The 26224-nt window shown below is 33.2% G+C and carries 18 protein-coding genes; 6 read left to right on the plus strand and 12 right to left on the minus strand.

Annotation, left to right across the window (positions count from 1 at the left end; all coding sequences use genetic code 11):
* Positions 1 to 227: 227 nt before the first annotated feature.
* The 3 genes from IHE43_RS20400 to IHE43_RS20410 form a co-directional block, all read right to left on the minus strand.
* The gene (locus IHE43_RS20400; RefSeq protein WP_192185615.1) at positions 228 to 1130 is read right to left on the minus strand and encodes an alpha/beta fold hydrolase; all 903 of its coding nucleotides are present in this window, start codon (positions 1128 to 1130) and stop codon (positions 228 to 230) included.
* Between the two features lie 142 nt (positions 1131 to 1272).
* Positions 1273 to 1716, minus strand: a complete 444-nt coding sequence (locus tag IHE43_RS20405; RefSeq protein ID WP_192185616.1) for an AraC family transcriptional regulator — start codon at positions 1714 to 1716, stop codon at positions 1273 to 1275.
* A complete protein-coding gene (locus IHE43_RS20410; protein WP_192185617.1) occupies positions 1709 to 2407 on the minus strand; it encodes a hypothetical protein in 699 nt (232 codons plus the stop codon). The genes IHE43_RS20405 and IHE43_RS20410 overlap by 8 nt, the downstream gene beginning before the upstream one ends.
* Before the next feature lie 353 nt (positions 2408 to 2760).
* Between IHE43_RS20410 and IHE43_RS20415 the strand changes: the two genes are divergently transcribed.
* The 6 genes from IHE43_RS20415 to IHE43_RS20440 all read left to right on the plus strand — a co-directional run bounded on the left by IHE43_RS20415 (position 2761) and on the right by IHE43_RS20440 (position 7134).
* A complete protein-coding gene (locus IHE43_RS20415) occupies positions 2761 to 3393 on the plus strand; it encodes a hypothetical protein (RefSeq protein WP_192185618.1) in 633 nt (210 codons plus the stop codon).
* Between the two features lie 259 nt (positions 3394 to 3652).
* Positions 3653 to 4693, plus strand: coding sequence for a sensor histidine kinase (locus tag IHE43_RS20420; RefSeq protein WP_192185619.1), 1041 nt, complete (start codon positions 3653 to 3655; stop codon positions 4691 to 4693).
* Positions 4694 to 4702: 9 nt separating this feature from the next.
* A complete protein-coding gene (locus tag IHE43_RS20425) occupies positions 4703 to 5464 on the plus strand; it encodes a LytTR family DNA-binding domain-containing protein (RefSeq protein ID WP_192185620.1) in 762 nt (253 codons plus the stop codon).
* Between the two features lie 286 nt (positions 5465 to 5750).
* Positions 5751 to 6062: a hypothetical protein gene (locus IHE43_RS20430; RefSeq protein WP_192185621.1), complete on the plus strand. Its 312-nt coding sequence runs from the start codon at positions 5751 to 5753 to the stop codon at positions 6060 to 6062.
* Between the two features lie 56 nt (positions 6063 to 6118).
* Entirely contained in the window at positions 6119 to 6619 is a 501-nt protein-coding gene (locus tag IHE43_RS20435) for an AraC family transcriptional regulator (protein WP_192185622.1), read from the plus strand.
* A gap of 92 nt (positions 6620 to 6711) precedes the next feature.
* Complete coding sequence (locus IHE43_RS20440; RefSeq protein WP_192185623.1) at positions 6712 to 7134, plus strand: SRPBCC family protein; 423 nt, start codon at positions 6712 to 6714, stop codon at positions 7132 to 7134.
* A 120-nt stretch (positions 7135 to 7254) separates the two neighbouring features.
* Here the strand turns inward: IHE43_RS20440 and IHE43_RS20445 are convergent, their stop codons facing one another.
* The 9 genes from IHE43_RS20445 to IHE43_RS20480 form a co-directional block, all read right to left on the minus strand.
* The gene (locus IHE43_RS20445) at positions 7255 to 9573 is read right to left on the minus strand and encodes a TIM-barrel domain-containing protein (protein ID WP_225585226.1); all 2319 of its coding nucleotides are present in this window, start codon (positions 9571 to 9573) and stop codon (positions 7255 to 7257) included.
* Between the two features lie 86 nt (positions 9574 to 9659).
* Positions 9660 to 12248 (minus strand): helix-turn-helix domain-containing protein, encoded by a 2589-nt coding sequence (locus IHE43_RS20450; protein WP_192185624.1) that lies wholly within the window; start codon positions 12246 to 12248, stop codon positions 9660 to 9662.
* A 975-nt stretch (positions 12249 to 13223) separates the two neighbouring features.
* Positions 13224 to 14147 carry a family 16 glycosylhydrolase gene (locus IHE43_RS20455; RefSeq protein WP_192185625.1) on the minus strand — a complete coding sequence of 308 codons (924 nt, stop codon included), beginning with the start codon at positions 14145 to 14147 and terminating at the stop codon, positions 13224 to 13226.
* 49 nt (positions 14148 to 14196) lie between these two features.
* Complete coding sequence (locus tag IHE43_RS20460; RefSeq protein WP_192185626.1) at positions 14197 to 15588, minus strand: endo-1,4-beta-xylanase; 1392 nt, start codon at positions 15586 to 15588, stop codon at positions 14197 to 14199.
* Positions 15589 to 15737: 149 nt separating this feature from the next.
* Positions 15738 to 16367 carry a CIA30 family protein gene (locus IHE43_RS23740; RefSeq protein WP_225585227.1) on the minus strand — a complete coding sequence of 210 codons (630 nt, stop codon included), beginning with the start codon at positions 16365 to 16367 and terminating at the stop codon, positions 15738 to 15740.
* On the minus strand, positions 16364 to 16846 hold the full coding sequence (locus IHE43_RS23745) for a hypothetical protein (RefSeq protein ID WP_225585228.1): 483 nt from the start codon (positions 16844 to 16846) through the stop codon (positions 16364 to 16366). Before IHE43_RS23745 ends, IHE43_RS23740 begins: the two co-directional genes overlap by 4 nt.
* A gap of 10 nt (positions 16847 to 16856) precedes the next feature.
* Positions 16857 to 18353, minus strand: a complete 1497-nt coding sequence (locus IHE43_RS20470) for a RagB/SusD family nutrient uptake outer membrane protein (RefSeq protein ID WP_225585230.1) — start codon at positions 18351 to 18353, stop codon at positions 16857 to 16859.
* Between the two features lie 88 nt (positions 18354 to 18441).
* A complete protein-coding gene (locus IHE43_RS20475) occupies positions 18442 to 21540 on the minus strand; it encodes a TonB-dependent receptor (RefSeq protein WP_192185628.1) in 3099 nt (1032 codons plus the stop codon).
* A 497-nt stretch (positions 21541 to 22037) separates the two neighbouring features.
* The gene (locus IHE43_RS20480) at positions 22038 to 26198 is read right to left on the minus strand and encodes a two-component regulator propeller domain-containing protein (RefSeq protein ID WP_192185629.1); all 4161 of its coding nucleotides are present in this window, start codon (positions 26196 to 26198) and stop codon (positions 22038 to 22040) included.
* Positions 26199 to 26224 lie beyond the last annotated feature (26 nt).

A 26224-nucleotide genomic window follows, 5' to 3' on the forward strand; every position in this document is an offset into this window, starting at 1 on the left:
GTTTTTGAAATCAGTTTAAATAATAAAAATTTAAGTTTTAGGAAAATAGCAAATTGAAATTACTGATGTTTCTAATTTTGTTTTATTAGGACAATAATTGATGTTCCGACCTCTCTTTCAAGATCGGATATAATAATTCAAAAAATTAAGAATATTGCAGTTCCAATTAGGACAATAATAGCTGGAAACTAAGCAACTCCCAGAATACTTGATTCGTCAAATGTATTTTATGGGAGTTTTGATAGTAATAATTTAATATTTCCTAAAACAAGATTAGGTTCTTCAAGTTGGATAAAATGTCCTGATTTTACTGTTGCGATCTGGGTAAAATCAGTTACCCCAGACTTTAGGAATTCTTTAGATTCATACCATAGTTGCCTGTCGGCAGCATTATGTTCGGCATCAGTTTTCATACTTGTTATTGCAATAACCGGCACGTCAGGCAGATTGGGTAATCCGGACATATATTTTAAATCTTCAATTAATTCCAGGGTTTCTAATGCAATTCCGGAATTTGCACCATAAGCTGTTTTATAAGTAGCATAAAACAAATCTATTTGTTCCTGCGAAAAATGATTATACTTTTCATGAGTAGCATCAACAAATAGTAAGCCGCCAACTTTTGAAGGATTTTTTATAGCATAATCCCTAATAATCAATCCTCCTAATGAATGTCCAACAAGTATTACTTTTCTGTTATTTGCGAATTGATCTATTACTTTTTCAAGCTCAATTCTCAATTTATTTATATCACGAGGTTCAGTATTGGAACCTGATTTTCCATAACCGGCTCTGTCGTATAATAAAACATCAGAATTTAGGAAATTGGATATTGATAAAATCTCTGAAGATTTTCCTGTGCTGTACCAGGATGTATGATCATTTCCGTGACCTGATTCAAAAACAACTAAATATTTTGATTTTTTTGAAACAGTATAAGCCATCAGTTTATGGGTTTCGAGATCTACAGTTGTTCCCTGATATTCGGGGTTATCATTTTCATTATTGTCTGAGCAGGATACAAAAGAAACTGCATAAATAGTGAATACTAAAAGACTTGATAATCTAATTATACTGGCTTTAGTATAACTGCTTTTTCCTGATGTTCTTTTAAAGATTGTTAATGACATTTTTAGATTTTTTTAAAGATAAATTCCATGCAAATATCATTGTTATTTATACTCATAAAGTTCTGATTTATGAATCAGAACCTATTTTAAAATACCTCAAAGATGCCATTACAATCTAAAAATTGCATTATAAAATTTTACTTCAATATTTAGAATTGTTTTTAAATTCAGATGGAGTTTGACCGGTGCTTTTCTTGAAAGTGGTGTTAAAGACCGTCTTCGAATTGAAGCCAACTTCAAAACCGATTCCCATTAAGCTAAAGTGTTGCATGTTGGGATTCTGAATCATTTTTTTTGCTTCTTCGATTCTATATCTATTAATAAATTGATGAAAATTTTCACCACAGCTATTATTGATTATGTATGAAAGAATATGTGACGAAATATTCAGCTGAGAAGCCAGTTTGAACAAACTCAATTCAGGATCCAAAAAAGGTTTTTTATTGTCCATTAATTGAATTAAATCAGATTTCATTGCTTCTAATTCATTATCTGAGATTAGTTTTTTCTTATTTTCTTCCAAACTTGAATTCTCAATTGTAATGGCGTCAATTTCTTCTTTTTCTTGTTTATCAAGATCAAACAACTCTTTCTGTTTTAATGAAAAATAAGCAATGTAAAAAAATGCCGCCAAGATAAATCAGACTAGCAAATTGGTCAAAATAGATATTATTTCTGGCTAGTTTAAAAACATTGTCAATTAACCAAAGTCCAGTTATGATTAATATACAAACTACCACTTGCTTTAACCATTTCAAATCGATTGCATCCATGTTTGAAGTGTACAAAAATAATTTTTTTTGATAGGCAATAATTTTTCCATACGCCATTACACAATAGATAATCACTTGAAGACAAAAAACTAGATTAAAAACATTAATGATTATAACCGCGTTTTTTTTATCCGCAACTGTAGGTGATTTTACGTCGATGAATAGTGAAATCAGAAGCAAAAATAAGATTATGAAGGCAAAAATAAAATGAAGATTATCTCTTACTCGCCATTTTCTGGTGGGTTTAATAAAATAAGAAACGCTAAAATAAAAAACCGGGGCTATAATAAAATCGGTTATACCAATGAAATCATTTATTAGCATTCTGGTTTTCAAAGAACCGGCTTTTTCCAATAAATCATTAAACTCAAGAAGAAATATACACAAAATAAAACAACCAAACCATCGATTAACTTTGCTGTTAGCCTGATTAAGATTTGCAAAGATTAAAAAGGCAAGCAGTAGAGTTGTTCCCAGAATAAGGAAACCAAGTAGTTGATCCATTAAAAAACAAATTTGTAGGTGATAAAATTACTAAATATATAGAAGTAAAGAGTACAGGAAATATCATAACTGGATGAAATTCGCAAATGGGAAAACAAAAGAATAAACAAAGGGGGGAAAACATAACTTTTAAACGAAAAAACATTTACATCCTGAGGGGTTTCGAATCAATATTTCCAGTAAAAACAGGATTACTAAATATTAGTGAATTGTAAACAAAATTGAATCTGAAAAAAATTTGAGTTTACTTATTTTAAAGTTCAGTGACTTAATTGGGGGATTGGGTTAAATACTCAAAAGATTACCATCTAACTCCCTCTATCTTGCGGGCTTAATCCTAAAAACTGATCTTAATGAAAAAGTTAAACACAATAATTTTGTTATTTTTCACAACGCTTTTAATGGCACAAAATGAAGCCGATTTATCAAAAAATTTCTCGATGGATTTTGGAGGTTCTTTTGGAGTCTTCTCCCCTTTTAAAAGTTCCAGCAAAGGTTTTCCAGATGATAAGAATCAGCTTGGATCCAATGGGGTAACTTTTCTTCAACTCAATTACAAAGAACATTATTTTACAAAATTACAGTTTGGTCAAACTACTGTCTCTTACAAATCAATCCAGAATTCTAATGGCTTTAATTCTATAATCGATTCTAAGGCAAACAGCACTACAATTGGGATAAATCTGGGGTATCAATACAAAATAAAAAGCTGGCAGCCTTTTATAATGTTAGGATCAGGAACTTCTTTTATAGATTCTCCTAAAACAACCTTAATAAATGAAAACACAATAAGTTATACCACTAAAACCGGTAATTACTTGTATCTGTCCGGAAGCCTGGGAGTAAATTATATATTTAACCGATATTTTATTGTTTCTCTGGAAGGACAAGCTTCTACACTTCCAACAATACCTTCAGGATCTGATACCCATTTAAGCGGTATGAGTATTCAGCTCGGATTAAAATCATATCTTTTTAGTTTCTAAATAGTTTTCATGCATGATAGTTTCAGTCTACAAAACAAATGTTAATACAAAAACTAAGTTAAGAAAAGTAAAACCTGTTCTTAATACAATACTTTTGAACTGTAAATGGAATTTCGATTTAGAAGACTGTGATAAAATTCTAAGGGTGGAAAGCCAAAAAAGTTATTCCGGTTTTTTAATAACGGAGCTTCATAAAATTGGAATACACTGCGAAGAATTATTTTAGATTTAACAAATAGATTATTATTTATAATTTTATATGAAGTACACAAGGCACTATAAATATTTACGCTTGTATGGATATCCTGTTTTTGCTGTTTTTCTTAATCTTATTCTTATCCTTTTGAATTCTGATGAGAGCAATATTAAAGACTGGAAGTTTTATAATAATACTGATTTTGTAATTGAAGGATTGTTCTGTCTGATCTTTACAATTGCATTATTTGAAACAGGACTATGGTTATCTAAAATTATTAACGCTACATCTGTCTTGAAAAAAAATGGCAGTCTGCGATTCATTTTTAAGTTACTATTGCATATTCTAATTGTAAGTATTCTTGTTATTTTATTTTTTAACATTGATTTTCCGCAAAAATATGGGTATAATGACCTGGTTGTTCGACGGGCATTAATTATTGGTTTCATATTCTCCATATTAATAACTACAGGTTTTACTGCCGAGGAACTTCTCATAAAATGGAACGAGAGCGAACTTGAAGCTAGTGAAAATAAAAAACAGGCATTACAATCTGAACTCAATGCCCTGAAGCTTCAATTAGATCCGCACTTCCTTTTTAACAATCTGAGCACACTTACTTCTCTTATTGAAGAAAATCAGGAGACTGCCGTACAGTACGTCTCCAATCTTTCTGCAGTTTATCGTTATGTTTTGTCCAATAGAAACAAAAATATGATTGTTTTAAAAACAGAACTCGATTTTATCAAAGAATATTTATTTTTATACCAAATAAGATATGGGCCGTCTATTGTTATTAATATTACAGGTGAGACTCAAAATTTAAATAAATTTATAGCACCCCTGACACTGCAGCTTTTGATTGAAAATGCTATAAAGCATAATTCCTTCTCTACAACTACACCTCTTATTATTAATATAAATTATCAGAATGACTGGATAATTGTTGACAATAACAAATCGGCCAAATTTACAAAAGAACCCGGTGAAGGAATTGGTCTTGCACATATTCACCATAGTTACAAGCTCTTAGGTAACACAATTCCTGTTATACATGATTTGGAAACTACTTTTGAAGTTAGAGTTCCGTTATTAAACAATTAAAAATATTTTATGATAACCGTTTTGATCATTGAAGATGAAGCTGCAAATGCTACAAGATTACAAAAAATGCTTTTACAATCACAGGAAGAAATTATAATTACCGGAGTTTTACAAACTGTACGGGACAGTATTTCATGGCTTGAAAAAGAAGACAATCCTGATATTATATTTATGGATATACGGCTCACCGATGGTCTAAGTTTTGAAATCTTTAACCAGGTGGATATTAAGTCCTATGTTATTTTTACAACGGCTTACGATGAATATGCATTGCAGGCATTTGAAGTAAACGGTATCGATTATCTTCTAAAACCTATCGAACAAAAAAAACTGGAATCCAGTATAAAAAGAATCAAAAGTTTTATGACTCCTCAGCCTGATACCAGTATTATTGAGGTATTAAAAAATATGCGTTTACAAAAGGTCATTTACAGATCACGATTTTTAATTGCCTATAAGGATTTGTTTATTACAATACCTACTACTGATATTGCCTATTTTAGCTCTGAAAATAAAATAGTACATCTCACAACTCATTCCAATCAAAAATATGTTATCAAACATACACTCGATGAATTAATGCAGGAATTAAATCCCAATGATTTTTTTAAAGTAACAAGAAACTATATAGTTTGCCTAAAAGCAATTCATAAACTATCCCAATCTTTCGATTATAAGCTTAAACTTGAACTGACTCCCACTGTTAATGAAATTATATTAGTGAGCCGGGAACGTGGTATCGCTTTGAAAAATTGGCTTGACAGTAATTGATAATTTCCCTTTTTACATTTAATTATTTTAGTATAATCAAGTTAATGATTAGGCTTATAACGCCCCAAATCAATATCGACTTAATCAAAATAATTTTGTAAATGATTTTTCAATTAAAGAGTTAAAATACCATTTGCTTTCGAATATGTTGACTATTCTTTTAGTTAATTAAAACCGTAAATTTGCTGCAAATAAAGAATACTTCAAGAATAGATTTATATAGTCTGGTAAATATTATAAATTGAAAGCATTTTTGGAGAACTTATATATACAAAGAAATTAACAAATGAAAGTAGTACCACAATTACTATACAAACATAAAAATGTTCGGAAAATAATGGTTGATGGACTATCATGTATTGTACATAAAACTATTGACACAATAGACATTAATACAGATCATTTTCTCTCTTCTCATGTTTTATCCGTGGTACTTAAAGGCGAACTAAAGTTAGAAATATACTATGAGGATACCAGGTATTCTGTGACAAAAAATCAATTAGTTTTTATACCCAAAGGTAGATATATGATTACAGATATTATACCGAAAAATGATGAGTTTGAAGCCGTATTTTTCTTTTTGAAGATGAACTCTTAAATCAATTTTCATTAAGTCTGAAGGAACAAAAAGAATCAAAGGACAACTTCACCTTAATGCTCAAATATACTGATAAGATTAGGGCTTTTACCGAAAACATCCTGAATTTATACACAGAAACGGTACAAAAAGAGCTAACTAAAATTAAATTATTAGAGTTACTTTATCTTATTTATAACTCTGAACAGCAACAGATTTTTTTACAAATCCTTAATTCGTTAAATTATAAGAAAAAAAGAAATCTTGAAGAATTAATGCTTGAAAATTTTGACAAATCATTATCAATAGAAGATTACGCTTGCTTAACGGGAAGAAGCAACTCTACATTTAAAAGAGACTTTCAGAGGCAATTCAATACATCTCCCAAAAAGTGGCTCATAAAAAAACGACTTGAAAAAGCAGAAAATCTTTTACTTTCCTCGAATCAGCCTATTCAGCAAATTGCTCTTGAAGTAGGTTACGAAAACGTATCTCATTTCGTGAGTGTTTTTGGTAAATATTATGGGTTGACTCCAAAACAATTTCTTATCCAAAACAGATTAACTAAAAATATTTAATTTTTTGAACTAAAAACGATAGAATTGATTTTACACAACATTTTACTCCTTTGAAGCAACTTAATTTTGCCTGAATTTTAAAAATATAGAAAATGGGTAAAGAAAGAGAAAGTGTAAAATCACAAGGAATGGTAAAAAGTAATGGTTCAATTATTTGGCAAAAACTAATTGAATTTGGAGGTACCGAAAAATTTGTACCCGAACTAATAGAAAGGGTTGTCGTGGAAGGCTCAGGTATTGGTTCAATACGAACAATTCATATAAAAGGTGGTGGCCAAATAATTGAGAAGTTTACATCAATCAATGCTGATAAAATGGAAATGAAATTTATTATTATTTCTACGCCTATGCCAATTCAAAATTATGAAGGAATTTTTACAGTAACTAGCATTGATGACACTACATGTTCTGTGTTATTTGAATCTATTTATCACGTGTTATCAGAACAAAAAGCTGAAATCTACAACATTATTAAAAATTTTCAAACGGTGTTCATCTCTAATTTGGACAAATAAATGGCAAAATAAAAAGATTTCGTTACATGCAAAGCATTAAATGAATTAGAAAAAACGAACTTAAAAACCCATATTATAAAGGCTTTCAGGTTCGTTTTATATTATACAGAAATTTGTTATTTAAAGTTTTATTTCTATTTTTTTGCCATTATACGAAGCACTCTTACTTATACCTGAAGGCAGTACTATAGTAAATTTTCTGTTTTGCAGCATTCCTGAATAGGCACCCTTACGATTAGATATTGTAAGTTTTTTTGCAGCATCATTCCATAAAAACTCTATTTCCGTGTACTTCCCTTTTTCATAGTTATAATTATCAAACTCATCTTCGTATAGTACAAATGCCCCATCAGCACCAGGATATATCCGTATTTCCAGATTATCCCATTTTCTTTCAGTCGCATATTGAACTTTGGGGCCAAAAGGAAGAATTGCACCTGCTTTAATATAAAGTGGAATTTTATCAACAGCTGATTCAGATACAATTGTTTGTCCTCCCTTGATATATGCATTAGTCCAGAAGTTGTACCAGTCAATTCCATTAGGCAGGTATACAGACCATTCTTTTACCCCATATTTAGTTACCGGAGCCACGAGAATCGAACGTCCGAATAAATACTCATTGCCAATGCTGTGCGTTTTTTTATCAGATACAAAATCCATAATGAGCGGACGCATAAATGTCCCGTTGTTATTGCTGACATCCCAGGATGTGCTGTAAATGTAAGGAAGCAGGCTGTAACGCAGATTAATTGCTTTTTCCTGAGCATCAAAACACCACGTCCCCCGCTCACCGAAATTCCAAATTTCACGAGGAAGATCAGTCCCATGAGAACGCATCATAGGACAAAAAGCACCAAACTGCATCCAGCGAACATACAACTCCTGAAATTCCGGGTTTTTATTTCCACCATCTTTTTTCCAACCTCCTGCAAAGAATCCGCCAATATCGCTATTCCAGTTCGGAATCCCCATCAAAGTATAATTCAATGCTGCGGGAATTTGCTTCTCCAGCATGTCCCATGAAGAAACTACATCTCCGCTCCATGTATTTGAACCGTAAAGCTGTTGTCCAATAAATCCTGAACGCGTTAGAATTACAGCTCTCTTACTGTCGTTGGCTTTACGCTGGTTAACCGCAATACCGCGATTGTGTAAAAGACTGTATGCATTCTTTACACTGCGATAACTGCCCAGGTGGGTTGGAAGATTATAATCTGAGTCTTTTCGGTTGATGTGGTCAGGCTCTGTTGAATCAAGCCACCAGCCATCGTTTCCAATATAACTGAAGATGCCTTTGTTGAGATAACGCCAATAAATATCCAAAGCTTCCGGGTTATATACATCATAAGGTCTTGCACCGCTGTCTGGCGGCCAGGTATCAAAATTGATGATCATTTTTTTACTGTCAAATTCCTTACGCTGCTCTGTTTTGGGACCAAATCCAGGCCAGGTTACAATTAATAATTTTGCATTCAGCTTGTGAATTTCGTCAGCCCATTTCTTCGGATTTGGAAATCTCTGCCTGTCAAAACTTTGCGAATTCCATAAACTGTCGCTCTTGTTGAATTCAGGCCAGTATCTCCAATCCTGGATAACCACATCTATAGGTACTTTGAGATCGCGGTATTTTTTTAAAACGTCCAGACTTTCATCTTCTGTGTGATAACGTTCCTTACTTTGAAAAAAACCATAAGCCCATAAAGGAAGCATAGGTGCTTTACCAGTAAGATCACGGACTTGTGCTATAACACCATCTGCGTTTTTACCATACATAAAATAGTAATCGGCACAATGGCCCAGACCTTCGAAAGAAAGTTCCTGCGCATTATCGTTGAACTTAGAAATTGAATAATTATCCCAGAAAACAGCATAGCCTTTCACTGACATAAAATAAGGTGAATACGTCGACATGTTTTCATTCTGCATATGATGGGACGAATTACGTCGACTGAATTTATTATCCATGATTTGTCCTACACCATAAACGGCTTCATCACTGTCAAGCAAAAAACCTTCCCGCACGGTGTAAGAAGGTGTTCCGGCATCGTCTACAGCGGAAAACTGCGTGCCCAAATCCTTATCTTTAAGAAGAAGTTTTCCATTAGGATCGTAGAAGCTTATACCGCCAGTTTCAGGGTTCACTTGAACTTGTATCGAACTGCTCTCTAATAAAGTTTTATTTCCTTTTTGTGTGGTTTTAATCGATATCGTTTCGGGCGATTTAACTACAGAGAGACTTTTTTTATTGTATGGAAAGCCTTGTGGAGTTTTGAACACACGTACAATATTGTTCGAATAGAATTCGATCTGAATATCCATATTCTGTGTTGCAAATTTTACTCCCTGTCTTGTTCCCTCAATAGATTGAGCATTTAAATTTACTGTTATGAAGACTGCAAGAGTCCGCATAAAACTGGTTATTTTAGAAAATTTCATGGTTGTTTATCTTTTGGTATTTAGAACACCAAAAGTATCCCAGAACTGCCAAATTTAAACAGCATTCATGTTGAAACAAATAACAATCATGTTGATTTCTTAATCATTTCTGCGTATTCAGAAGGTCGGCAGCTGTACATTTCCTGGAAGCATTTACTGAAATAGCTCGAGCTGCTGAAGCCAACTTTTTCTGTTATTTCTGAAATAGTGAGTTCGCCTTCAAGAATTAATCCTGACGCTTTCTGTAAACGTATACTTCGAATAAACAAAGATGGTGGCTTATCTAGTAATGCAATCAATTTACGATATAGCCCTGTCCGATCCATACAAAGGTCACGGCTTAGATGTTCAACAGAATAGTCAGGTATATCCAGATTTTTTTCTACCAGTTCTAAAGCTTTCGCTAAAAACATTTCATCAGCCCTGTTTTCATTCCTGCTTTCTCCTGATTGTACAGTTTGTAATTTTGTTTGCGTAATATAATTCTCCTTTTCTGTCTCCAGATATTTACATTGTTCTATTAGGTTCCGTATGCGAACTAACAAGATGTCCTCTCTGTGATTTTGTTCAAGTTTTTTACGGCTATAATAGAGAAAGGAATAAATTCCTGCACCAATCAATGCTGTGAAAAACAGTATAAATAGTACATATGCCGAAGTAGTTTTCCACCATGGCGGCTTAATGTTAATCCTTAACTCAGAAACCAAACCATTCCATTTTCGATTATTGCCTGACGACATCACTAGAAATGTATATGTGCCGTGAGGAAGATTAGTGTATGAAGTTGTCAGAATACCATCATTTATGTTTTCATTTCGTCCTCCCGTTGACGTTTCCCGCCAGTCATTGTCTATGCCCTTGAGCTGATACCTGTAATAAGTTTGAGAAGGGTTTTGATAGTTTAATGCTGAGAACTCGAAGGTCAGGAAATTCTGATCATATGAAAGTTCTATTTCTTTTGTATATGGAGCTGCTTCAGGCATAATAATTCTCCCGCCATCATATCGGGTACCTGGTTCGATTTTTTCTCCTTTTAAGAATAAATTTGTAAAAACGGGTTTAAAAGGTAGTTTATCCGATGATACATGGTTTGTTTTTAATGTATTAAAACCGTTAATCCCTCCAAAATATAATGTTCCGTCTACAGACTCAAATGCCGCTCCATTAGAATACTCTCCCTGTAACGTTCCTTCATCTGAACCGAAAGTAGTGAAACTAATTTTTTTGTTTACAGCATCTATTTGCAGTTTTGTTATTCCATAACTTGTCGTTATCCAGATATTATGATAACGATCTTCTATTATAGCATGTACAAAATTATTGGACAACCCGTCTTTTGTATAAAAAATCCTTTCTTTTTTGTCTTCAGGGTAAAAAAGTTTTAACCCGTCCTGCGTTCCTCTCCATTCCCAGCCGCGTACATCCTTAAGAAATGCAGTTTCGTTATTGATTCCGGTAAAAGTATTTGCATTATGAAGCTTTTTTAATATTTCCAATGGTACTGATGACGGTTGTATGAGGGTCAATTTATCATTTTGACGCAAGGAAGCATAATGATAAATAACCGCACCTGCTTTAATGTAAATATTTCCATTTTTGTCTTCTGCAAATGACTGCACCATAACATCTCCTCTTTCCTCTGACTGGAAACCGGATCGTCCAATATGTTTGAACTTGTAACGGGAAGGATGATAATACAGGAGCCCCTGATTCAAAGTCCCCAGCCACAAGCCACCTTGTTTATCATAAAAAAGCGTGCTTACCTCGGTCTTCAAAATACTTCCATCTACTTTTTTAAGTGTTGGGAAATATTGTTTTTGTTCGCTGTGGCAGTTAATTATCCAGATCCCATTAGTACAACTGATATAGGCAATATCATCTTTAGTAACCGCCAGAGTATTTAAAGTATAGGAGGTCTCAAGGATTTTTTTCCAAATTCTTTTTTGAGCATCAAAGAAGAAAAAACCGCCTTTAGATCCGTTGCGTAATTGATAAAAGCCATTCTTCCCTTTTACCACCATCGAAGTAAAATTGAAAAAATCATGTTGCGAGGAAGGATAAGCGGCACTGTTGTATAGCTTCTTTGCTGTTTTTAAATCATAACAAACTACCTCACCGCTACTGAAGAATAGATATAAGATGTTATTTTGAGTATCCAGATCCTGCAATTGGCCATGATTCGCTTTTATATCTATAAAATCAGAAGAATTATATTTCCATAATCTGCCGGAAGACAGAAACCATAGCTGTTTGCCTGAATCCAGAAAAAGATCTTCAGCAGATTTTTTAAATCCTTTTTTCTTAAAATAAATATCAAGGTCTGGTAAGTATTTTTCTGTACGAAGATCAACACACATTAATTTGTGTGTATCTTTAATCCATAGAAGAGAATCTTTTCCCTGATAAATTCGATAGAAGCCATTATAACCTTTAAGAGGATAAATGTGACGTGTATTATAATGAATATACTTAAAGTGTTCTCCATCATAAAGATTTATATTACCGCTGGTTTTAAAAACCATCCTTCCGTCAGAAAGCTGTAGAATAAAACGTATTTGATTATCACTTAGTCCATCTGAAACGTTGATTGGAGAAAAAACCAAATCGCTGGTCTGACCGGCTGCAGAGCTTAAAAAAATAAGGCAAATTATTATAATCCTAACTATATCATTCATTCTGCTTATTCATTTCGCTTCTGTGCCAATTAGACTTTTAAATAATGTAACTTTCTACAAGGTAAATTTTTAATGAAACAATAAAGCATGAAAAAGTATTTTTCGTACTTAGTAATCATTAATATTCATTTTAATAATCAAAATTAAATTTAAAATTTTTAGCTGATAATTATTCATCACCTGATATTTTTTATTCAAAAATGTGCAAATGATGATGATAGGCCGACCACATTAAAAGGGGATATTATTGTGTTTGTCGTTTTGATACTATCTATTATCTCTAAGATAAACGGATAGAGATTATTAGCATTATTGGCAGGCAAGTTAGAAACTTATAATCTCGGGCGCCAAAGTAACCAAGTCTCACCTCTTACTACGTTAGTTAACGAACTGAAAGCATTTTCTTCATTTAACTGCTTTATTATGTGGATAGTTATTAGTAAATATATAAAATCTATTGTGTATAAAACAGCATTGAATAGAATGACATTAAAATAAGGTTTTGAGGAGCCTCTTTCTCTCCTTATAAATTCTAAACAAATTAAACGACAAAATTAACCTCAAAAATATTTAAAAAATTGACGTTTTAAGTTTTTGGCAAAATCGCGGCACATAGTATTTGGAGTTGATACCTTTTATGCCATAAAAGCTAAGTCAATTTTTCTAATACTTACAGCAAAATTTTATGGCATAATCCCAGGACAAGGAACCAGTAAGAAGCATAAAAAAATCCTTATTCTTTTTTTGAATAAGGGTTTTTAGTTTAATTTTTGATCCACCATATTAAAAAACCTTTAATAGGTATACTAGCATAAATCAAACTAATAAACGAAAAAGCTCCAGATTTCTCTGAAGCCTTGTTTTTAGTAGCGAGTGAGAACTAAATTCGAACTATCTGTGTTTAATAAATTATAAATATTCATAATTTTTTGAACCCTTCTTTCTAAGCTCTTATCATCTTTTTGCTATATAATTTTAGATAGGTCTTTTGTAAACCGTTACATCATCTACCCACATCATTACAGATGAAAATAAATTAATTTTATTAGGGTCGATAAAATTAGAGTCTTTAGATCCCACATTCATATTGAAAATAATCGAATGAGTTCCAAAATTATTAAAATTAAGATTAGCTACACTACTGTTCGTGTATGTTGCAACAGTTACATTGTCAACCTTTATGGTTACTGTTACAACATTGTCTTTCATTTTCCAGAAGGATTCATATAAGTGCCATCCGTTATTTCCGTTTAGATTAAAATTACCAGGATAGTTTCTTTCGGCAGAGTTTCCAAGTAAGTTTGTTCCGGAAGTAGTTCCGTAAAAAATATTGGAAGTATAACGGCTTGCATTAGGCGCAAAAGAGTAGCCTTCCAGAATATCAATTTCTCCTTTGGTTGGCCATGCGTTTTGCTGTACAGACCAAAAAGCCGGCCATGCACCGTAAGTATCTGAGAAAGATTTGTAGGTTCCGCCCTCCATCGCTATTAATTTAATATTAGCAGAAAGCATATACTCTGTATTATTTTCTGGTTTGTATTGGTAATGAGACGTAATGAAACCAGATTGATATTTGTATGTGCTCAGTTTTGTAGTCTTGATTTCTAAACATTGTCTTCCGTCCCTCAATTGCGTAGTTGGCACTGAACTATTATAGTCACAATACCAGGAATTATAATCCGCTCGTTGTTCTTTTGTCCATTGTGACAGATTAGAACCGACATTGAATGTATCTTCAAATTGTTTCACCCAGGGTGCAGCGGCTATTTTACCCGTACTTTTAGAGTTGTTTACACTTGCCAATTGGCCTTCTTCCAATACAGGAGCTGCACTATCTGAGCAGGATGCAAATCCTAAAACACATGATAATGCTAATGATAACAAATTTAATTTTTTCATAATTTTTTGTGGTTAATTAATAGTATAGTAAAGTATTATGCTTTAAAATTTAATCTAAACCTTCCAGAAATCCGGTATGCGAACTTTTAATAACAAAATTTGAGTCATACAATAAAGGCCAGTCGTTTCCAACGTGGTTCAGATCTGTACTGTATGGAATCCAGGATTCATTATCCTTCATTCCCCAAACTGTTAGAGCGTATTTATTAACTGCCGGAAGTGCATTATAGATTTTTACCATTTCCTTGTATTTTTCTTTTTGAGCCAACCTTCTTTCATTTGTAAAAGTAGAGATGTCATTAAACTGATTTACTTGTATATCTAACTCGGAAACGTGAATTTTTAATCCTTTTGCCACCGCTTTGTTAAGATCAGTTTCTATTTGCGTTTTGGTTGGACTTAAATACGTATTATGCATTTGGAAACCAAGGCCATCAATAAGATTATTTGCTTTTAAATCGTCTACAATGCTAAAAACTTTATCTTGTTTTGCGATATTAGTTGAAGTTGCATAATCATTATAAAACAATAATAAGTTTTTATCACCAGCGCTATTTGCAGCATTTCTGGCCCATTGAAAACAATCTTTTACGTAGTTAGGCCCCATTCGTTTCAGGAAAAGAGTATTTCTCATGTTGCCGCCATTATCATCTACTGCTTCATTTACCACATCCCAGGATTTTACTTTACCTGCATAATGCGTAACAACATCAGTAATGTATTTTTTTACTTCTGCTGCAAATTCAGCATCAGTGCCTGAAAAATCTGTTAACCATTTTGGTACTGAATTATGCCATACTAAAGCGTGACCGTGAACATTGATACCGTTTGCATTTCCGTAAGCCACAATTTTATCAGCTGTAGTCCAGTTATAAACACCGCTCGCTGTAGAAATTTGATCCATTTTCATTTCATATTCGGCAGAAATACTGCTAAATTCATTTTTCAAAATCAAATCATAAGGACTTCCGGTAGTTAACTGCGAAGCTTTTATTGCCATACCTACAAAAAATGGGTTGGCTAATTTATTGGCTTTTACCTTCAAAAAAGTAGGATCTTCTGGAATATTGCTGGAACCTGTAGTTACCACGCTAATAACATTTGAATAATCTGAAATTTGTGTCTCTGATTTGGCTCTGACTCTGTAATAATATTGCGTACCTCCCTTTAAACCAACCACAACTTCATTTAAATCCGTAACTGGTTTTGAATTGTAGTTAGGTACAAATGCTGTAAAATTTTCGGTGGTAGAAACATCCAGGAGATAGCTTTTAGAATTGGAAACATAATTCCATTTAGCTCTAAAACCCACGTCGTTCACATCTTTTGGTGCGTTGGCTACGGGAGTTTCTAAATTATCAGCAACTTCGTTGTCGTCTTTAGAGCAGGCGCTTATAAAAAAGAAGAGGCTGATGAGTACTAGTAAAAATTTAATTTTCATACTGTTTTGTATTATAGAATATTCTCTTAGTTAGAGAGAATACGCTTATTTATGATTTCTGTTTTTATTATTTATTGTATGATTTACTTTTATAAAGAGGCTGCTTTTAACGACAGCCTCTTTTTTTTAGTTAGAGCATAAACACTCAATTATTGGTAACGAATCTTGATATTATCAAATTTAATTACACTAGGATTAGGGGTGTCTCCCTGAGCGATTCCTACCTTGATTTCATTAACTTTAGAAGCATCCAACGTAGCAGCCGAATTTGAACCAAACCCATAATTATCTTTAAAATCAGCTAAATTTATGGTCTTGGTAGTCCAATTAACATCGGTTACTTTAAAATTATAACCATAATTTACCCCATCAATAGTATTTAATTGTATGGCAAATTGAGCACCAACTACGTTGGCACTTACATCAATATCTATAAAAGTTTTTGTTGCATCAGTATTAGTTGCGCTTAGAAAATTAGTTCCGCCTCCGGCACTGCTTCCGTTGTAACCATTAGCCGTTGAGCCAGACCATGTAAGTGCAGCATAACTTCCTGTCGGACCTCCTGTAGTATTGGCGTTAAAGCTATCAATATCACCATAAGCATTCCAACTCGTTCTGGCACCATTTCCGTCAAAATCAGATACAAGAATTAATGTGGCAAACTCTATTGTTTTTTTTGCCATACCTCCCGGTGTCATGATTACCAACTCTGATCCGGAAACAGCATTTGCCGGTAAACCGATAATGATTGAAGAAGACGATTTTAGCGTATAGCTCACTGTTTTCCTCCTAATGTTATAGAAGAAACATTATAAAACCATGTACCTTCAATTTCTAGCGGAAATCCAGGAGTTGCCACAGCTGGAGTTGTCTTTGTAATAGTCGGAACAGGTTGTAATATCTCAATATTTTTTGTAAATGAACCAGTAGCAGTTACAAATGTAATGGGCTGTACTCCAAATCTGCTCCCCAGTTTTTCGTCAAAAGGAACAGTAAAAATAAATGCCCTGTCTGAATTATAATTAGGATTGAAAGTGATATTAATTTTATTATCCAGCGTAATTTTTTTTAGTCCCGTTAATCCCTGACCTTCCACTCTAACTTTATTTAATGGAAAAGCCTGATTAAGTAAATCTCCGGGTTCAGCAACCATCGCATCTATATTTGCAGCAGCGCTATTATTATCATCATTTTGACAAGCTGTAAAAAAAGCAAGGGTCAAAAGAATTATAATTCTATATTTTATTTTATTGATCATAGTATAAAAATTAATTGAAGTTAAAAGGAACCGGTGGTTCTAATAATGATGGATTAGTATCAATAGCCGATTGAGGTAATGGCAATTCAAAATAATTACTTCCCGGAGTTATCTTTCTGGAAACCAATTCCGTTCTGGCATCGTCAGAATAAAAACCGACTTCCTGCTGTGAAATAATTGCTGTTGCTTCGGCCAGACCGCGGCGTTTTAAATCAAAGAAATACTGTCCTTCCAGTGCAAATTCAATTCTTCTTTCGTTAAACAGATCATTCCTTGTAAGTATCGTTTTAGCTGGTAATCCGGCTCTTGATCTCACTTCATTAAAAGCACTTAAAGCAGCTGCAGAAGTAGTGGAACCTGCTCCGGCCAAAATCGCTTCGGCATGCATTAATAAAACATCAGAATATCTTAATATAATTGTGTTTTGTGATGTTCTCATGAAAAACACATCGTTTCTCTCGGCTGCAGAACCTACAATGTATTTTCTGAAATTGGCTCCTGTAGAAGAAAGGATTTTTTTGTATGTGAAACCGCCTTGAGTTTTCAACAATTCCGGATAAAAGTCACCATCTGTCATAATCGTGTTCTTTTTTCTTGTATCCTTGGGCTCAAATCCAGCTTGTAGTGAGATAGAAGGCAGGTAAACTCCCCAACCATCACCACCACCCGTTATTCCTGTACCTCCCGGAACTATATAAGCCTGGTTTGTATTTTGTGTTCCCCATTCTGTAGCAATCGCTTTCCATTGTAAGGCAAACATACTCTCAGCACTATTATTATTTTCGGGGCTGCTAAATAAGTTTCCGTAATCCTGAATTAAAGTATATTGGTTTCCAATAATTTTCTGGGTTAAAGCGGAACATTCAGCATATTCGTTTAAGGTTAAATGCACTTTTGCAAGAATACCCATAGCGACATATTTAGTAACATACCCTTTTTTTAATGATCTCTCAGGTAAATTTTGAGCCGCATATTCTAAATCCTGTTTTATAAATTTATAAACATCTGAAACGAGATTTCTCTTCGGTTGTGCTGCAGAACCTGCTTTACTAATAATAGGTACAGCTCCAAAAGTTCTAACAAGATAGAAATAAGCATTGGCTCTCATAAATCTGGATATTGCTATAGCATTTTTATATGATGCTTCAGGCAATTCGCTCTTTCTTTCTTCCACTAAACTCATTAGGTTATTGGACTGATCGACAACCGAAAATAATGAAACATATCCTTCTGTCAGGATGGGATTTTGCGAGGTTACCTGAGCATCCTTAAATTGCGCATAAGCACCATCAAATGAAAAAGCATTTCCCGCATACATATCTCCTACAGCAATCAGGAATTTATCATTAAAGGTAAACCACGGCTTAAAGTACAAACTCTCTGCGATTCCGTCAAAAGCTGTAATTCCTTCGGGTAAGTCGGCCGGGGTTAATTGATTTTCAGACGGTGCATCCAAAAAATCATCTGAACAGGAAAATAAAGACAGCAATGGTATTAGCATTCCCATCATAAAAAGTTTAAAAAGTTTTTCATAACTATTTTTTTTATGTTAACGATTATGAATCATTAAGTTAAATGTGTTTTTTTTATAAATCTTAGAACTCTAAATTCACTCCTACAGAAGTCGTTCTTGGTACAGGGTATCGCCCTAAATCAATTCCGCTCAGCGTTATATTTTGGTCTAAATTTCCTAAAGCAGGGTCAAAACCTGAATATTTAGTAAACGTGTATAAATTTTGAACATTTGCGTATAATCTAATTTTAGAAAAAATAGATTTTTCGAATATTTTCTCTGGCAAATCATAGCTCAATGAAACATTCTGAATTCTTAAATAAGAGCCATCTTCAACAAATCGATTCGAAATTCTGCCATTACCATTTGGATCATTAAGTGTGATTCGGGGCACGTCTGTATTTTCGTTTACTCCAGGTTCAAAAGCCTGCAGAGCCTCCGTACTAACATTTCCAAAACGGTCTCCAAATCCCGGATAAATACCATCTGTATAATGGCGTGTAAAGTTGTAAATTTGGTTACCCTCACTTCCGGTTAAAACAACAGATAAACTAACATTTTTGTATTTAAAGTTATTGGTGAATGCATACGTAAAATCAGGAATTGCATCGCCTATGGCTGTTTGGTCTTTACTATCGATTTTTCCATCGCTGTTAAGATCCTTAAAACGAACATCTCCAATTCCGGTTCCTGCTTCCTGAGTTGGTCCTGCAGCTAATTCGGTAGCATTTTTAAATAACCCATCGGTAACATAGCCATAAAATTGACCCACTGGTTGTCCTTCTGTTGTTCTGGTAACGTTGTATAAATCGAATTGTACTTTTCCTAACAAAGATTTGCCCTGACCCTGAAAACTGGTCAGCTCATTGTTGTATTTAGATAGAATGATCGTGCTATCCCATGTAAAATTAGTGGTAGCAATATTTCTTGTATTCAATGTAAATTCAACTCCTTTAGTTACAATTTCACCTGTATTCAGGTAGTAATTAAGTGCACTTTGATTCGATTCATCGTTAATTTGTTTGGTCAGGAAATCTGAAGAATTTTTAATATAATAGTCAAAATCTATTTTTACTCTGTTATTAAATAATCCTAGTTCAAAACCAGCATTGAAAGACTTAAGTGATTCCCATTTAATATCCGGATTACCTAAATTATCAATTGTTGGAGATACACCTCCAAATGGAGATGAAAGTAACGACAGGATGGTTTGATATCTGTTTGCCGGAATATTTTGATTTCCCACAAGACCGTAACCTGCCCTGAATTTTAAATAATTTATGCTGCTTGATAAAGGCTCAAAAAACTTTTCGTTACTTACTGTCCATCCTCCTGAAAATGAAGGGAAATAACCCCATTTGTTGTTAGGTCCAAAGTTTGACGAAGCATCTGCTCTTAAAGAAGCAGAAAAAGAATATCTGTCAGAAAAGCTATAGTTCAATCTCGAAATATAAGAGGCCATAGACCATCTGCCAGAACCATTGCCGTTCAAAGCAGTATCAATATCACCTATATTTAAGTTCGTAAAGTCTTTATTTAAAAACTCACCCGTTCTGTAACCACTTATATATTCATAGCGGCTTTCCTGCGCTTCCTGGCCTAATAAGAAAGTAAAATTGTGTTTATCGTTTATTGTTTTATTATAGGTCAGATAATTTTTAATGTTCCAATAATAGCTTTGATCCTGCTGTTTGAATGATTTGTTTAAAAGTTCAGATACATTTCCTAAGGTATATTTAGGTGCAAAGGCACTGCTTTTTGAAAAATTCAGATCATATCCTAATTCAGATCTAAAAACTAATCCTTTGATAATCGTAAAATCAGCAAATAAATTACCATTAATTTTAAATCTTTCTGTAGTTGAATTATTGTATTCCGACAAGGCTATTGGGTTAGTTGCTTCATTTGCCGAAGACCCTAAACCACTTGTTGGTCCTGCATAAGAACCATCAGCGTATCTAACCGGTAATTCAGGAGATTGTCTTAAGGTGTTCATAACTAAACCGCCTCTGTCATCGTTTCTTACTACCTGTTGAGACGACTTACTTACCGATAAGTTATTACCAATCTTTAGCCAGGATTTAACATTAGAATCTACATTTAATCGCATAGATAATCTATTAAAATCTGAGTTTAGAACAATTCCTTCCTGATCGAAATAATTTAAAGAGGTGTAGTAACGTGTTCCTTCTTTTTCACCAGAGAATGACAGCTGATGATTGTACATTGTAGCCGATCTAAAAAGTTCATCCTGCCAGTTTGTTCCGTTTCCTAATAAATCAGGCTTTTGATATTGAAAAGGAACAGGCTCACCATTTAATTTGAAAATTTTTGCCTGATAGGCAGCATATTGCGGTAAGTTCAAGACATCAACCGTATTGGTTACTTCCTGAGTAGCTAAATAGGTTTCATAGGTAAACTTTGATTTTCCTTTTTTTCCTTTTTTGGTTGTAATCAAAACGACACCATTTGCACCATTTGCACCATATATTGCCGTTGCAGATGCATCTTTTAAAATATCAATAGTTTCGATATCCGAAATATTCAAACCAGACAAAGCGGAATTTTTAGTTTGTCCGTTTCCTCCGCCTAATGCGCTGAATGAAAAGGAATCATTGTTTTTATCAGCAAAAAGCGGTGTTCCGTCAATAACATATAAGGGTTCGTTACCATTAATGGAAGTTATTCCTCTAATTTGAACTGAAATTCCGCCTCCGGGAGTACCTGAATTTTGAGTAACGTTTACACCTGCGGCCTTACCTACAAGAGCCTGATCGATAGAAGTAAATGGCTTGTCCTGAATTTCAGAAGCTTTAATAGAGGAAACAGCACCGTTTATATCTTTTCTTTTTGAGGTTCCGTATCCGATCACCACGACCTCATTTAATTTTTCAAGGTCATTTACCATTACAACCTGCATGACTGATTTTGCGGGCAGTATTAAATTTTTATATCCTACATAACTAAAAAGCAATGAAGCTGTTGGTTCTACATTGTTTAAGACAAAACTACCGTCAAAATCGGTGACAGTTGCGTTTTTTGTTCCTTGTACTATTACACTAACACCTGGCAGGCTGGTTCCTCCTGATGTTACTTTACCTTTAATAGTTTGAGCAAAGAAAAAATTTCCCCACATACATACTATTAAACACAATAGTTTTTTTAATGTTCTTTTCTGCATAAAATTTGGTTGTTAGTTTAAGTTAAATAATTAGTTGTTTTTAGTTTGTAAAAACATTTAAGGGGTTGTTTTTATAAGGCTCATAATTTGAGTTATGATGAAAAAACTATTTCTTAAATATTTCTTAACGAAAGTAAAATCTACAGGGGTGCGAGTGTAGAACAGATGAAGCAAATCATGCACCATTTGATGCAAAAACAACATCTCACCCCCCTGTATTCGTGAAAAACCAACTTAAACCCGTAAAACCATCACTGAAGCATTACCAAAAAATGGGCAATAAAAATATATTTTAAAAAAATATATTGTAGTATTTTTATTAAAAACGCAAGTTTTAATAAAATTCAAAAACAAAAATTTTCAGGTAATAGTCTGACAAAAAAAAGCCCCGACTTAAAAATCGGGGCTCTCTAAAATTACATTGACCCTTAGTGGGCTTCTTTACTCTTTACTCTTTACTCTTTACTCTTTACTCTTTACTCTTTACTCTTTACTCTTTACTCTTTTCCCGTTATTTCCTGTGTAGGAAGATGCCCGTATTTAATTTTATAGCATTTGGCGAAATAGGAAGGCGATGTAAATCCTACTTTATAACTAATCTCATTGATATTAACATTCTTATTGCCTTGTTCGAGCAATTGCTTTGCTTTTTCTAATCGAACATTTCTAATAAATTCATTTACCGATACACCGGTTAGTGTTTTTATTTTTCGATACAATTGACTCCTGCTCAGGAAAACTTTAGAAGAAAGCAACTCTACACTTAAGTCAGATTCACTTAGATTTTCATTTATAAAATGAAGAATTTTTTGAATGAAATCATTGTCTAAGGATGTTGTTTTTTCTTTCCCGTCTTTTGTGATACCTGTATAAAATTTCTTAAACATTATTTGCCTGCTTGTAATAAGCTGCGCCAGACTGGATTTTAAAATATCCAATTCAAATGGTTTGCTCAAATACATATCTGCACCAGAATCTATTCCTTCAAGCCTGTCATTTACCATTGCTTTTGCAGAGAGCATTAATAACGGAATATGACTTGTTTTTAAATCTCCCTTTATATTTTTACACAATTGCAAACCGTCCATTACGGGCATAATAACATCTGTGATTATGATGTCCGGTAATTTCTGAACGGCAAGTTCGTAGCCTTTTTTACCGTTTTCGGCCGTAATGACTTTATAGGATTTACTCAGTTCCTGTTTCAAATAATTTCTTAATTCAAGATTATCCTCCACAATCAGAACAGTATATGCTTTTGCAGTTTCTTCTACAACCTCTATCGTTGGCTCATTAGTAATCTCTTCATCATCCGTTTGCTTTTTATTAGATTCAAACAAGAATTTATTTTTATTTTTTTCTATCTCAAAAACCTCATCAACTATTTCATTTTCCTTATAAAAAGATTTGCCCAAAGGAAATGTGACCATGAATTTTGTTCCCTCTCCCGGTTTACTTTCAACATCAATCTTTCCTTTATGCAACTCAACAAATTCTTTTACCACCTCTAAGCCAATTCCTGTACTTCCGTAGTAATCTTTATTTAGGTTATTGACCTGATAAAATCTATCAAAAATTCTTTTCAAATCCTCTTTGTGGATTCCTGAACCTGTATCTGTAATTGTTATTGAAAAGGATGGAACTTTACTTCCATTAATTATTAATGCATTATCCTGATCTAATTTATCTACAGCAATAGCGATAAAGCCATTATCGGGGGTAAATTTGAAAGCATTTGAAATGATATTAAATATTATTTTTTCAAGCATTTTAGGATCTAACCAATCTTCAAGCTCTTCAGGTGATGATTCAAAATCAATAGTTATGTTTCTCGCAGCAGCTTCCTCATCAAAATAGCCGATAATTTCTTTTACAAATGCGATCACTTCAATTTTTTTAACCTGAAGGAAAATTTTGTTAAACTCTAATTTATTAAAATCCATAAGCTCATTGATAAGCCTTGAAAGCCTGTCTGAGCTTTTATGTACGATTTTTAATTTATTATGTATGTCACGCGATACGTTCTTACTTCTTAAAATATCTTCCAGCGGATTAATAATCAGGGTTAGTGGTGTTCTAAATTCATGCGAAATATTAGTAAAAAACTGTAATTTCTTATTATTTAGTTTCTCTAACTGAATCGTTTTTTCTCTTTCTAAAATTATGGCCTGTCTGGCTTTAAAACGATTTTGATAAATCTTGTTGAGATATATAATCAGGAAAACTACAATAGAGGCGTATATTAAATAAGCCCAAAAGGTTTTCCACCAGGGAGGCAGGATTTTTATTTTTAATTCTAACTGAACATTGCTCCAGGAACCATCTGCATTGGCTGATTTTACTTTAAAAACATAATTACCGGGCTCCAGGTTTGTGTAGGTAGCTGTTCTGTTATTCCCTACATAATTCCAGTCTTTTTCAAAACCTTCAAGGTAGTAGGCATATTGGTTTTTTTTAGAATAATTATAGTTTATCCCCACATATTCGATCGTAAAAACGGATTGTGCGTGATTGAGAATAATTTCTTTTGTCTGAGAAATTACTTTGGTTAACGGCGAAGCTTCTTCATTTGGTTTTACGGATTTATTGAATAATTTGAAATCACTGAAATATAACCTTGGTGCTTTTTCTGCTTTTTTGATCTCGTTCGGATTAAAATAGTTTACTCCCTCGTAACCACCAAAATACAGTTCACCATTTCCATCTTTAAAGACCGCATTATTATTAAAATCGTTATCAATAAGACCGTCATCTTTATTAAAATTGGTACTTTGTTTGTTTTTAAAATCAAGTTTTGTTAGTCCCGATCCACCGCTTATCCATAAAGATCCATTGTTATCAGAAATGATAGCGCGAACTGATTTTTCTTCAAAACCTGGAAAATCATCATAATTAGAAAATATCTTATTTTTTTTATTGTAACTAAACAGTCCTTCACCATCTGTCCCTATCCATATTTTTTTATCATTGGACTCATAAATTGATAAAATAGTCTGAATACTGTTATACTTCGTCTTATCCCTGAACATTTCATCCCGCATATTTATCACTCTAAAACCGGAGTCGGTATTTAAGTTTACCTGATATAATCCTAAGATTGTTCCGACCCACAAAATATTATCAGAGTCTACAAAAACTTTACGAATAAAAGCCTCATCTAAAGCGTTATCTGCAAAGGGTTTAGTGTTACAATGCACAAATGTGCTGTTCTTATTGTCAAAATAATGAAGTCCTTTTATGAAGGTTCCAATCCAAATTCGGCCTTTTGAATCTTCAGAAAAACTAAAAATCCGATTTGATTTTAATCCCGGCGTATTTGTCGTATTGTAGTTTGTGAATCTGGTAGTTCCACTTTTCAAAAAATAGATTCCGCGATCCCAGCTTCCTACCCAGATATTTTGCTTACTATCTATAAATATGGTCTGAATATCAACAGCATCCAGGCCGGAATAGTAATTTTGGTTATTTTTGTTAACGTGGATATAACTTTTATCAGTAAGATTATAAATATCAAGTCCTCCTCCTTCATTACTTATTAAGAGATTGCCTTTTTTATCTTTTATAACTGAAGTTACATAGCTAGTCTGTAAGGAATTATCATTATTCACAAGTGACTCAAGTGAATTAAATTTGTTATCAGGCTTATCAAATACACCAAGCCCTTTATTGAAATAACCTAACCATAGTCTTTTTTCCTTGTCTTCGTACAATGACCAAACGGAATTCGATTTTAAACTGAAATTATTGTATTTACTGTGCAAATATTTTTGCAGTACTTCTCCTTTATAATTTACAACTAATAAACCGTCATTTTCAGTACCGCAAAGTATATAATCGTGACTGCTTTGTATAATAGATAAGATTTTGTTTTTAGTAATAAAAAAATTCTCAAATTGATAGTTATCCGTTTCAGGTTTAATTTTTATCAACCCATTTTCAGTGGTTCCAAGCCATAAATACCCAAATTTATCTATAACAAGATTTTCTATATCGTCTAATAAAGGTTCTCTTTTAAACTTGTCTTTATAAACCTGCTTCACTTTTCCATTTAGATCGATCTCTAAAAGGCCATAATTGGTTCCTAAATAAATAATTCCCTGCTTATTTTTTACTGAACATTTTATTAAAAAATTTGGTTTTTCAAGGACCTTTGAGTGAACTAAAGAAGCTTTTAGGGTTTTTATATTAAGTTTAAATATTCCAAAACCATAAGCCCCTAAGATGAGGTCGCCGTTATTATCCTCAATAATTGTTTTTATAGTAATTGGCTGCTCATAACCTTTTACAATTGCATCCTGAATATTAATTCTGGTAAAATTATCCAGATTTCGGTTGTATAAACACAAGCCTTCATCTGTACCAATCCATAAGTTATTTTTAGAATCAATAAAAGTGGCATAAACAAAGTTACTGTTTACTGAACCTGGTTTTTTATCATGTTTGTATCCAAAATAATTTACCCCGTCATATCGATATAAACCTGCGCCGTTTGTACCAATCCAAATAAAACCATTGTTATCCTGAATAATAGAAGAAATAGCCCTTTTTGAAGTTGTTTCCTGTATGCTTCTAAATTGGTAGTTTTCAAATTTATCCTGAGAAAACAAACAATTTATAAGCCCAAAACAGCACAGAAGAATATATTTGATATTTTTCATTTACATTTAATATTTATCAATTCTAT

The sequence above is a fragment of the Flavobacterium sp. MDT1-60 genome, from assembly GCF_014844035.1.
Lineage (GTDB): Bacteria > Bacteroidota > Bacteroidia > Flavobacteriales > Flavobacteriaceae > Flavobacterium.